Genomic DNA, 9367 nt, shown 5'->3' on the forward strand with positions numbered 1-9367 from the left:
CCCGGACAAGCCGGGCAATGACGTCGTCAAAGGCTTAAAGCCTCACTCGCCGCGACACGCTCAGCGATAAACTCCAGCAACGCCGCATCCCGATAATCCCGCGCCGCCAGCGTCGCCCCGGCCTCGACCAATTGCGCCGGCTCAAGCCCCGTCGCCATACCGATCGTCGCAATCCCTGCCGACGTGGCCGATTTCAGCCCTGTGCGCGAATCCTCAAACGCCACGCAATTCGCCGCATCCGCCCCCAAGATCCGCAGACCCTCAAGATAAGGCAGAGGATGCGGCTTGCCGTGTTCCAGCTCGTCCGCGATCACCAGGCCCTTGAACCGGTGCCGCGCGCCGATCGAATTCAACAACTGCTCAGCATTATCCCGCGGTGCATTGGTCACCGCCACTGCCGGCAAACCGATCGAATCCGCCCAGTCGAGCAATTCGAACAGGCCATGCACCGGTTCGATCCCTTCAGAAGCGAGTTCGCGGAACAGCGCTTCCTTGCTCATCATGATGTCCCACTGCCGCTCTTTGGTCTCGCCCGGCAAAAAGCGCGCGCCGATCGCCTCATTGGCGAGCCCCTGCAATTCCCGCCCAAAGCGCTCCCGATCGAAATGATGACCATAGGGCGCAAAGGCTCGGTTGAAAGCCTCGAGATGCAGCGGATCGCTTTCCACGAGAGTGCCATCGATATCGAAAAGCAGGCCAGCGCCAGGCTTGAGTGTCATGGTTCGTCCCTAAATAAGCGGCGCGAAACCACACGAACGCAGCGCATTCGTCAACAGCTCTGTTGGCTTAGGGGGTGTCTCAGTATTGCGCGATCTTGCGCGCATTGGTCGCCATGAAATCGAGCGAGGCCATGACGCCCTGTAGCGACAGCCAGATTTCAGCCGGCTTACCCTCGCCGACAATCGGCACGACGAGCTTGAGCGATGTACGCTCTTTCATCTGCTCGATCAGGCTCAGCGCCAGCTCGGGATCGGCGACGAAATACTGGTTGGTCGTGTTAAAACGCGTCTCGATTTCCGCGCCCATATTGAGCATCACCGGAACCGAGCCGGAAAACAGCAGCCGCATCGGGCGCGTCTCGTCATAGGCGGTTTTGTCGGTCGCAATGGTGATCGCCACATCGAGCGTGCCGTCGAGCCGGTTGCGGATCAGCGTCAGCTTATAGGCCGGCAGATTGGCGCTGTTCCTCGTCTGGCTCCCTGTGCTGGCAAAGCAGGAATAGCCATAAAAGTCGGTCGCATCCTCGTTGATATTGTCGGGGCACGAGGCAAGCCAATCGCGAAAATATTCGCGCCATTCGCCATAGGGATGATGGAAAGGCTGAGCCATACCAGGCGCGGCGAAGGCGATGAGGGCGGCAAGGGCGATGGCGAAGCGCATAACAAACTCTCGTCTTTGCCCCCCGGCCAGACTCTTATACCAGTGCGCCTGAGAAAAAGACCAGACGATGACCGGCAGGAGCTGATGGCACGCAAGGCGGCAACAGCAGCAATTTTGGAAACCAGCGCAGAGCTCTTCGCGCCCGAGGCCGATTTCCCCGATTTCTCCCACGAAGCCATGGCCTATGCCCGTGGTGCGCAGTGCGTCGTCGGTGTCGATGAAGCCGGCCGCGGCCCCCTTGCCGGGCCCGTCGTCGTTGCCGCCGTGCGTCTCGACCCCGAACGCATCCCACAAGGTCTCAACGACTCCAAAAAACTCACCGCCGAACGACGCGAAGAGCTCTTTGCCGAAATTCTTGCCGTCGCCGATGTGTCCGTTGTCAGCGCCCCGCCCTCGGACATCCTCAGCCTCAATATCCGCGGCGCCACTCTCGCCGCCATGGCCCGCGCCGTTCGCGCCCTTCCCTGCGCTGCCGATTGCGTCCTCGTCGATGGCCGCGATGTGCCGCCCATGCTCGCCTGCCCCGGCATTGCGCTGATCGGGGGCGATGGCCGCAGCGTCTCGATCGCCGCCGCCTCCATCGTTGCCAAAGTGATGCGTGATCGCATGTGCGCAATCATGGATTGCGACGCGCCAAATTTCGGCTTTGCCGGCCACAAGGGCTATGGCACGGCGGCCCACCTCAAGGCGTTGAATTTGCACGGCCCTTGCCGCCATCACCGCTCGGCTTTTGCCCCGGTAGCCGCGCTTCTCGTCACGCAGACCGTGGTTGTAGTCGAGAGTTAACCCCTCGCTAACCCCTTGCGAACGCTCCATTAACCCTGACAAAGTACAAAGGCAGGGTTAGTACTGCGTTAGGGATAGTTGCATGTTGCGTACCGCGCGTACGGCCCCGTTGGCCGATGCGGAGGAGGCTGTTCGCCTTCCGATCGACACCATTCTTGTGGGCGATTGCATCGACCACATGAATGCCTTGCCGGCCGGCTCCGTCGATCTCATCTTTGCCGATCCGCCCTATAACCTGCAACTGGCCGAGGGGCTCACGCGCCCCGACCAGTCAAAGGTCGATGCGGTCGATGATGATTGGGACAAGTTCGATTCGTTTGCCCACTATGACGCCTTTACTCGCGGCTGGCTGAAGGCCGCCCGCCGCGTCCTGAAGCCCGATGGCGCCCTCTGGGTCATCGGCTCTTATCACAATATCTTCCGCGTCGGCACGGCGCTCCAGGATCTCGATTTCTGGATGCTCAACGACGTCATCTGGCGCAAGGCCAACCCGATGCCCAATTTCCGTGGCACCCGGTTCACCAATGCGCACGAAACGCTGATCTGGGCCTCGAAAAGCCAGAAGAGCCGCGTGACCTTCAATTATGAAGCCATGAAGCTTGCCAATGACGACACGCAGATGCGGTCCGATTGGCTCTTCCCGATCTGCACCGGCGCCGAACGTCTGAAAGACGAAGACGACGGCAAGGTTCATCCGACCCAAAAGCCCGAAGCCCTGTTGTTCCGCATTCTCAATGCGACGACCAAGCCGGGCGATATCGTGCTCGACCCGTTCTTCGGCACCGGCACAACCGGCGCCGTCGCCCGCAAGCTTGGCCGCCACTTCATCGGCATCGAGCGCGAGGACACCTATGTCGCAGCGGCCCGCCAGCGCATCGCCTCGATCCGTCCGGCAGTGTTCGATGCGCTGCAATCGGTCACCCCGAAGCGCAAGGAAACCCGCATTCCGTTCGGGTCGCTCGTTGAACAAGGCTTGATCGAACCGGGTGCGCAACTTTTCGACTTAACGAAACGTTACTCTGCCATGGTTCGTGCAGACGGCTCGCTCGTCTCAGGTCCGCACCAAGGGTCAATCCACAAGGTCGGCGCATTGGTTCAGGGTGCTGAGGCATGCAACGGGTGGACCTTCTGGCACCACGACTTTCTTGGCGTAACCGAGCCCATCGATGTCCTCCGGGCAAGTGTGCGCCAAAAACTTGATTTGCTTTCTGCCTGATCCTGACCTCCAATCACTCAGGCTCTTAAACTGGCCGCTGGTTTGCCCCAGCGGCCTTTTTGTTTTCGGAAAACGTGATGCCGCGCCCCGCGGCGATAGCCATTCAATAAATCGACGCGCGAACAAACAGGAGACGAAACATTTTCGTCCTCGCTGACGTTGCTGCGTCGGTTTGGTGAGGGCGTTAGCCGTGTGGTCGTTGCTTCAGATATTCAATGCTTTAACCCCGAAGGACGCGGGATCTGAGAAGATCGCACGCGACCTTGCCTACGGCGCTGAGCCGCGCCAAAAGCTCGATATCTATGCGCCGCGCAACCCTTCTGGGCCGCTGCCGGTGGTCTTTTTCATCTATGGCGGCTCCTGGATGGATGGGGATCGGCACAATTACGATTTTGCCGGCCGCGCGCTCGCTGCCCTCGGCTATGTAACCGTCGTCGCCGATTATCGCCTGCTGCCCGAAGTAGAATATCCGGCCTTCCTCGATGATTGCTTCATCGCCTTGAAATGGGTCGAAGCCAATATTTCGGAATTTGGCGGGGACTCCTCACGGATCGGCCTCATGGGCCATTCGGCGGGCGCCTATAACGCCACCATGCTCGCGCTTCATCCGGATTATTTGGCGCAGTCAACTCTAGCCAAGAGCGTGCGCTGCGTCGTCGGGCTGTCAGGGCCGTATGATTTCTTTCCCTTCGACGGCAAAATCACCATGCGCACCTTTGGCGCCGTCCCCCATCCGCGCGACACCCAGCCCATCGAGCATGTCAGGCACACAGCCGCCCCCATGTTCCTCGGAACCGGCGAAAAAGACGGGCTGGTCTACCCCAGAAACACCGTAGCCTTGGCCAAGCGGCTGCGCGGTGTAGGTGTCACCGTTGAGGAAAAACATTATCCGCAACTCGGCCACCCACAGACCCTCATCGCCTTGAGCCGTCCGGGGCGCGGCATGGCGCCGGTGCTCGACGACGTGGCGAAATTCCTAGCCTCCAACCTTAAGCCCTGAGCTTACCAGTTGGATTCCAGAGCCTGTCTCACCTGCGCATCCGACCATTCCGCCGGCACCCAGACAGCCACATGCTGCCCGCCCTGCTCGACATAGGCATGGCGCATCGGCGTTGCCCCTTGCGCGCCGGGGTGCTCGTCATGATCGTATTCGGCAAATTCGTGGCTGAAATCCTTGCCCTGCCAATCACCCTCATGCAGCCAGCGACCCGTAAAATTTCCCTTGGAAGCATCCATTCGCATCTCCTCTTTCAAGAAGAATGCGCGAACCTGCCCGTCGCTCCCAGGAAAATGGTTTGGTCAGCCAAGGCCTCGCGCCATCGCCTGCGGCGCAGCCGCTGCGATGACGCCTTCGATGTCGGCGCGCTGCTCGGGTGACAGAAAGCGTAGTGGAATGATGCGGCGCAGGTTCTGCGATTCAAATAGCACGATCAGCTTGTCGTTGTGCTCGACGCGGAAAAGATCGCTCCAAGGCAGCTTCGTATTGCCGAGATCGGAATGAGCCAGATAGTGGGCCTCGTCCCAAGCGATCGCATAGGGCTTTCTGAGGCTTGCCTGCTGCTTGAAAATCCGGCGCGCCGTGCCCGGATTGATGACCCAGACCACAAAGGCCGGCCCGGCAAGCACGGCCAGCGGCGAAACGATCGTGAAGGCGGCAATGGGGAGGGCATTGCCCGCGTCCCAAACCAGAAGGCCGAATATCGTCGAGAGGGCAGCCGAGAGAAACAAAACGCTCAAAATCCCGCGCGGCCGCCGCAATGAATTGATGAATTGCAGCTTGTTGGCGTCGGCCAGATCGTGCGGAAGCAGTTGGATGTCGGCGGTACGGTTCATTCTGATCTCGGGATTGAATGTCAGCAATCGGCAAAAGCTGGTCCGATATCGAGCGGACAACCGATCTGGTCCGCAAGGTTTTGCGCAAATTCATTGAGCCCATCGGTCTTGGGATCGGCGGCAAGAAAGAGCGACTGGCCCTCGGAGTTTGGCGCGGCACTGTCGCAAATGGCGTAGAGCGTGGCGCCGCCGCTGCCTTTGGCAGGTGTTAGGCGGACAACCTCCAGTCGGCGAATGGCCGATCGCGGGATGACGTAGAGTTGGCTCGAGAGAACCACCAAGGCCTCGCCGCCTGCCGCTATGCTCAGCCTGGGCTCGGTACTAATCCCCGCCTCCAGTCGACGGGCATATTCGAGCTGCGTCTCCAGTGGCGCGCTGGATTGCGGTGGAGTGCCGCCAATCGAAAGCGGCCGGAGCCGCTGGCTCGACGAAACCCATTGCCTCTCCACTTCGCTCAGCGTCAGGCAAAGCCCCGTGGCGATTTCCACATGGCACGCGGACCGCAGGCGCGGATTGCGCTCCTCCGCGGGGTTCTGGAGATTGTCCGATTGCAGATGCGGCGGCCACGCCGTCAGCCGGATTTCCGCCAGGTCCGAGGTCCAGGACGCCACAACCGTGTTCCAGCGACGGCCGATCGGCGCCGGGCCAAGGGTTTTGGCGATGTGCTCGCCGGTGCGACGGAGATTGAAATCCGCATCGTCCGCCAGCCAGACAAGGCCGCTAAAGCGGCTGATCGGGAATTGCGGCGGTGTGCGATCATGGACATAGGCCGCCCATGGCCGCATTGCCCCCGGCAATTGCTCTGCCTCCGGCAGCAGCAAAGTCGGCCAATTATAAATCGGGTCCGAAACGATGCCATTGCGCGCTTCGATCACCGAACGCGGCTCATCGAGCGGCAGCCGCCAGGCAGTCAGCAAGGCCGTGATCGGATTTTCTCTTCCGCTACCGGCAAGGTCCCGCGCAGGCGGACCGTCCGGCGCGGACACAGCCCTCTTCGACTTCGGGCCGAACAGATCGCGCAAGATATTCATGGCCGCGGCGTTTCGTAGTTGCAAAGCGGTGGACGCGGCGTGCCCCTTTCGGTCGCGCTCATGCCCGCATACCAGCCCGCGCCCATGGCAATGAACCTTACCTCCGCAAACAGCCACGCATTGGTATTTTTGCCCTTCGTGCGTTCGGCAGCGAGTTCCATGAACGCAATGCCCGGCCCACCATCCTCCTCACAGCCAACTTTCGTCGCGTTTTCGCGGATGAGATCATCGAAATAACGATCACGCAGCGCCTGATTGGCCCGAATTTCTGAAATATTGGGCACATCGGCGCATTCGCCGGTCAGCACCTGGATGCCCACCGGCGTGCTCAGTGGATCGTCCTTGAAAAACGCAATCGTGCCCGCCCGCAGGTTCTCGGCGAGGAAGCGCATATACTCTGTGTTCGTCGTTTCAGCATCCCAGCCTCGTGTCTGTTGCACTGTGCTGGGCAGCCCAGGACCATCAAGGAAACAGCCGCGCTCGCCAAATTTAGCATAGTCGTCAATCCCCGAGGTGACGGCCACGACCTCAGGATCGTCGATCCGGATCTGACTTTTCACCGCTGGCGGCGCGATGACGCAAAGGGTCGGCGGCAGCACAATCCAGTCTCCTGTCCGAAAGGTTTCGGGATCGTCTTCCGCTTCGGTAACCACCGCGCTCAGTGCGTCTGCGGAAAACCCTGCCGCGACAGCAAGGTCAGTGGTCTCCGGGCCAATCGCGCAACCCTGCCCCACCAAAAAGTCGTCGAGGTCCTCTGCCAAAGCTGCGCTCGCTCCGGGAATTTGGGCGAAGAGGCAGCAAAGGGCGAAAAGGGCGCGCTTCATCAAGACACATCTCACAGTCCAATCGAACGGAACCATGATGGCGCAGATGGGGCTATAATTCGACCGCTGCTGGAAAAAAAAGCATTTAAGAGCCGACGGCGTTCAAGACCACAATAGAATGCCGCCTCGTCCTATCGTTTGAGATCAAAAACGACGGTCTCTTTTTCTGAACAATATCTTAGGTCTCTGCCGGCCTCTGGGGCTGACAAACGCCCGCCTTGCCAAAGACACGATTGAATGCGATAAGTGCAGCATACGTTTTCAGCCTAAGTCGGCTGTGTCTGCCGGTCATTTCCGGTCCTCGGCGCTCTGATCTACTTGCGAACGTTCTAGACCCTCTTGCATGTCGCAGGGGGAAACCGCTCGTTTCGCTTCGGCTCCGAGCTACCCAGGAATACAAAATGTCCCGCATCAACGGCACTGTAAAATTCTTCAACGCCACCAAGGGTTTCGGCTTCATCACGCCCGAAACCGGCGGCAAGGATCACTTCGTTCACATTTCGGCTGTTCAGCGCTCAGGCGTTGATGGCCTCTATGAAAACGACAAGGTAAGCTACGAAGTAGAAACCGGTCGTGACGGCCGTGAATCTGCTATCAATCTCACGCTCGCTCAGTAAGCAGCGTTCTAAAGCTCACGGATAGGCCGCCCTCCGGCGGCCTTTCTCGCCCCGATTGGGCTTTCAACCACGGGGAAACATATGAAGCCAAATATCACCGCTCTCGAACGCGCGTTCGAGCTTGCCAAAAGCGGCAAATTCACCAGCGTCACCGAAGTAAAGCAGGCCATTGCGCGCGAAGGCTATTCCGCCAGCCAGCTTGAAGGACCGATGCTCGCGCGCCAGTTGCGCGCTCTCGTCAAGGCGAGTTCGCCGGAATAGGCGCGTCTCTGCGCCGGGCGTGCAAGTGCGTTATTCCAACCCCGCCTGAGCCAGCACCTTTCTGAACAGCGTCGGCAATGCCTCGCCTTTTAGCGCGCTCGCGGGTGCCCACCAGCCATTTTCAAGTTCATCTGGCATAACTTCGGCCGACCATATTTCGAGCTCAAGCCGGAAATGGGTAAAGATGTGGACCACCTGTCCCCGGTGCCGCCACTCCGCTGCGACGGGATGCATCACCGCTCCAGGCTCTGCGCTCCATTCCGATGTCGGCACCTCGGTCATGCCCGCAAGAAGCCCTTTGCCCGGTCGAGACTGGAGATAAACGTCGCCGCTCGCGTCGGTCATGACAAAGGCATGGCCACGTCGGGTCGGACGTTCCGCCTTTACCGGCTTGATCGGAAACATGGTGGGATTGCCCGTGCGTGTGCCAAGACATTCCGGCTGCAGCGGACAAATCAGACAAGATGCGGTCCGAGGCGCGCAGATCGTGGCGCCCAAATCCATCATGGCCTGCGCAAAATCGCCCGACCTCATCGGAACGCTCAGTTGCAGGGCGGCCCGCAATTCGTCCTTTGCCTCACGCACCGGAACCGGCAGCGCATAGTAGCGCGCAAGGACACGGTCGAGATTGCCATCGAGCACCGCAATCTCCTCATCAAAGCAGATCGCGGCAATCGCAGCGCTGGTATAGGCGCCAATCCCCGGTAGCGTCTGAAGACCGGCCGAAGTGTTGGGAAACACGCCGCCATGCTGCTCCACCACCGCTTGGGCGCAGGCATGAAGATTGCGCGCCCGCGCATAATAGCCAAGCCCGGCCCATTCGCGCAGCAATGCGTCGAGGGGCGTCGCCGCAAGATCATGCACCGTCGGCCAAAGCGCGGTAAAGCGCAGGAAATAATTACGAACAGCAGCAACGGTCGTTTGCTGCAGCATCACCTCACTCAGCCAGACCCGATACGGGTCCGGCCTGACCCCGCGCGCCCGATCGGCCGGCGGCACGCGCCACGGCAAATCCCGCGCATGCCGATCATACCAGACAAGAACTGCAGCAGCGTCGATGGGATGGGGATCGATGAGGGGCATGGTGCAGGGATATAGGCTCCGGCCAATGCGCCGCAAGTATGGTGATTGCTGGCACCTCCAATGTTCACCGCACTCTAAATCCTTGGCGTCATTCCCGCGAAAGCGGGAATCCATTTCCCCGGAGGCACGATTCCGACTTTTCGCGCTAATGACGTTGTGAAGTTAGCCGACCGATTGCCTTCGCCACCGCCTCTCCCACACCCACTCTACTTCCCTCGGGCTTGACCCGAGGGCCAATGCGAGAGCCACAAGCTACTGCACGTGGGTCCGTGACCCTTGTCTGTTGAAAGTGTGCGAGATTGGTTCCGGGAGGGCGATCGATTGGCCCTTGGTCAT

Annotated in this window: 12 protein-coding genes; 5 read left to right on the forward strand and 7 right to left on the reverse strand. The window is 60.2% G+C overall.

From position 1 onward, the window contains the following. Nucleotides 1-26 precede the first annotated feature (26 nt). Complete coding sequence (locus ASE94_RS02565) at nucleotides 27-719, reverse strand: HAD-IA family hydrolase (protein WP_062629082.1); 693 nt, start codon at nucleotides 717-719, stop codon at nucleotides 27-29. Between the two features lie 79 nt (nucleotides 720-798). After that, entirely contained in the window at nucleotides 799-1380 is a 582-nt protein-coding gene (locus ASE94_RS02570; RefSeq protein WP_062629083.1) for a hypothetical protein, read from the reverse strand. 84 nt (nucleotides 1381-1464) lie between these two features. On the opposite strand from ASE94_RS02570, the gene ASE94_RS02575 reads away from it, so the two are divergent. The 3 genes from ASE94_RS02575 to ASE94_RS02585 all read left to right on the forward strand — a co-directional run bounded on the left by ASE94_RS02575 (nucleotide 1465) and on the right by ASE94_RS02585 (nucleotide 4382). Continuing rightward, entirely contained in the window at nucleotides 1465-2166 is a 702-nt protein-coding gene (locus ASE94_RS02575) for a ribonuclease HII (protein ID WP_062629084.1), read from the forward strand. A gap of 82 nt (nucleotides 2167-2248) precedes the next feature. Beyond that, nucleotides 2249-3382, forward strand: coding sequence for a site-specific DNA-methyltransferase (locus ASE94_RS02580; protein WP_062629085.1), 1134 nt, complete (start codon nucleotides 2249-2251; stop codon nucleotides 3380-3382). Nucleotides 3383-3572: 190 nt separating this feature from the next. After that, nucleotides 3573-4382 carry an alpha/beta hydrolase gene (locus ASE94_RS02585; protein ID WP_244483927.1) on the forward strand — a complete coding sequence of 270 codons (810 nt, stop codon included), beginning with the start codon at nucleotides 3573-3575 and terminating at the stop codon, nucleotides 4380-4382. A gap of 2 nt (nucleotides 4383-4384) precedes the next feature. Here the strand turns inward: ASE94_RS02585 and ASE94_RS02590 are convergent, their stop codons facing one another. From ASE94_RS02590 to ASE94_RS02605, 4 genes are all read right to left on the reverse strand, one after another. Continuing rightward, a complete protein-coding gene (locus ASE94_RS02590; protein WP_062629087.1) occupies nucleotides 4385-4618 on the reverse strand; it encodes a hypothetical protein in 234 nt (77 codons plus the stop codon). A gap of 63 nt (nucleotides 4619-4681) precedes the next feature. Then, the gene (locus ASE94_RS02595) at nucleotides 4682-5215 is read right to left on the reverse strand and encodes a YcxB family protein (RefSeq protein WP_062629088.1); all 534 of its coding nucleotides are present in this window, start codon (nucleotides 5213-5215) and stop codon (nucleotides 4682-4684) included. A 20-nt stretch (nucleotides 5216-5235) separates the two neighbouring features. Continuing rightward, on the reverse strand, nucleotides 5236-6246 hold the full coding sequence (locus ASE94_RS02600) for a hypothetical protein (protein ID WP_062629089.1): 1011 nt from the start codon (nucleotides 6244-6246) through the stop codon (nucleotides 5236-5238). Next, complete coding sequence (locus tag ASE94_RS02605) at nucleotides 6243-7070, reverse strand: hypothetical protein (protein WP_062629090.1); 828 nt, start codon at nucleotides 7068-7070, stop codon at nucleotides 6243-6245. The genes ASE94_RS02600 and ASE94_RS02605 overlap by 4 nt, the downstream gene beginning before the upstream one ends. 401 nt (nucleotides 7071-7471) lie before the next feature. Here ASE94_RS02605 and ASE94_RS02610 point away from each other — a divergent pair, with 401 nt between their 5' ends. Together ASE94_RS02610 and ASE94_RS02615 are read left to right on the forward strand one after the other, a co-directional pair. Next, nucleotides 7472-7687 (forward strand): cold-shock protein, encoded by a 216-nt coding sequence (locus ASE94_RS02610; protein WP_061907832.1) that lies wholly within the window; start codon nucleotides 7472-7474, stop codon nucleotides 7685-7687. Between the two features lie 81 nt (nucleotides 7688-7768). Further along, complete coding sequence (locus ASE94_RS02615) at nucleotides 7769-7948, forward strand: hypothetical protein (RefSeq protein ID WP_061907831.1); 180 nt, start codon at nucleotides 7769-7771, stop codon at nucleotides 7946-7948. Between the two features lie 30 nt (nucleotides 7949-7978). On the opposite strand, the gene ASE94_RS02620 is transcribed toward ASE94_RS02615, so the two are convergent. After that, nucleotides 7979-9031 (reverse strand): A/G-specific adenine glycosylase, encoded by a 1053-nt coding sequence (locus ASE94_RS02620; protein WP_062629091.1) that lies wholly within the window; start codon nucleotides 9029-9031, stop codon nucleotides 7979-7981. Between the last annotated feature and the right edge of the window lie 336 nt (nucleotides 9032-9367).

It is taken from the genome of Devosia sp. Leaf64 (assembly GCF_001421945.1).
In the GTDB taxonomy this organism is placed as follows: Bacteria; Pseudomonadota; Alphaproteobacteria; order Rhizobiales; family Devosiaceae; genus Devosia.

Bases quoted from the DNA above. Each gene is read 5' to 3' on its own strand.
- ASE94_RS02565 (WP_062629082.1), bottom strand. From the start codon at position 719: ATGACACTCAAGCCTGGCGCTGGCCTGCTTTTCGATATCGATGGCACT.
- ASE94_RS02570 (WP_062629083.1), bottom strand. From the start codon at position 1,380: ATGCGCTTCGCCATCGCCCTTGCCGCCCTCATCGCCTTCGCCGCGCCT.
- ASE94_RS02575 (WP_062629084.1), top strand. From the start codon at position 1,465: ATGGCACGCAAGGCGGCAACAGCAGCAATTTTGGAAACCAGCGCAGAG.
- ASE94_RS02580 (WP_062629085.1), top strand. From the start codon at position 2,249: ATGTTGCGTACCGCGCGTACGGCCCCGTTGGCCGATGCGGAGGAGGCT.
- ASE94_RS02590 (WP_062629087.1), bottom strand. From the start codon at position 4,618: ATGGATGCTTCCAAGGGAAATTTTACGGGTCGCTGGCTGCATGAGGGT.
- ASE94_RS02595 (WP_062629088.1), bottom strand. From the start codon at position 5,215: ATGAACCGTACCGCCGACATCCAACTGCTTCCGCACGATCTGGCCGAC.
- ASE94_RS02600 (WP_062629089.1), bottom strand. From the start codon at position 6,246: ATGAATATCTTGCGCGATCTGTTCGGCCCGAAGTCGAAGAGGGCTGTG.
- ASE94_RS02605 (WP_062629090.1), bottom strand. From the start codon at position 7,070: ATGAAGCGCGCCCTTTTCGCCCTTTGCTGCCTCTTCGCCCAAATTCCC.
- ASE94_RS02610 (WP_061907832.1), top strand. From the start codon at position 7,472: ATGTCCCGCATCAACGGCACTGTAAAATTCTTCAACGCCACCAAGGGT.
- ASE94_RS02615 (WP_061907831.1), top strand. From the start codon at position 7,769: ATGAAGCCAAATATCACCGCTCTCGAACGCGCGTTCGAGCTTGCCAAA.
- ASE94_RS02620 (WP_062629091.1), bottom strand. From the start codon at position 9,031: ATGCCCCTCATCGATCCCCATCCCATCGACGCTGCTGCAGTTCTTGTC.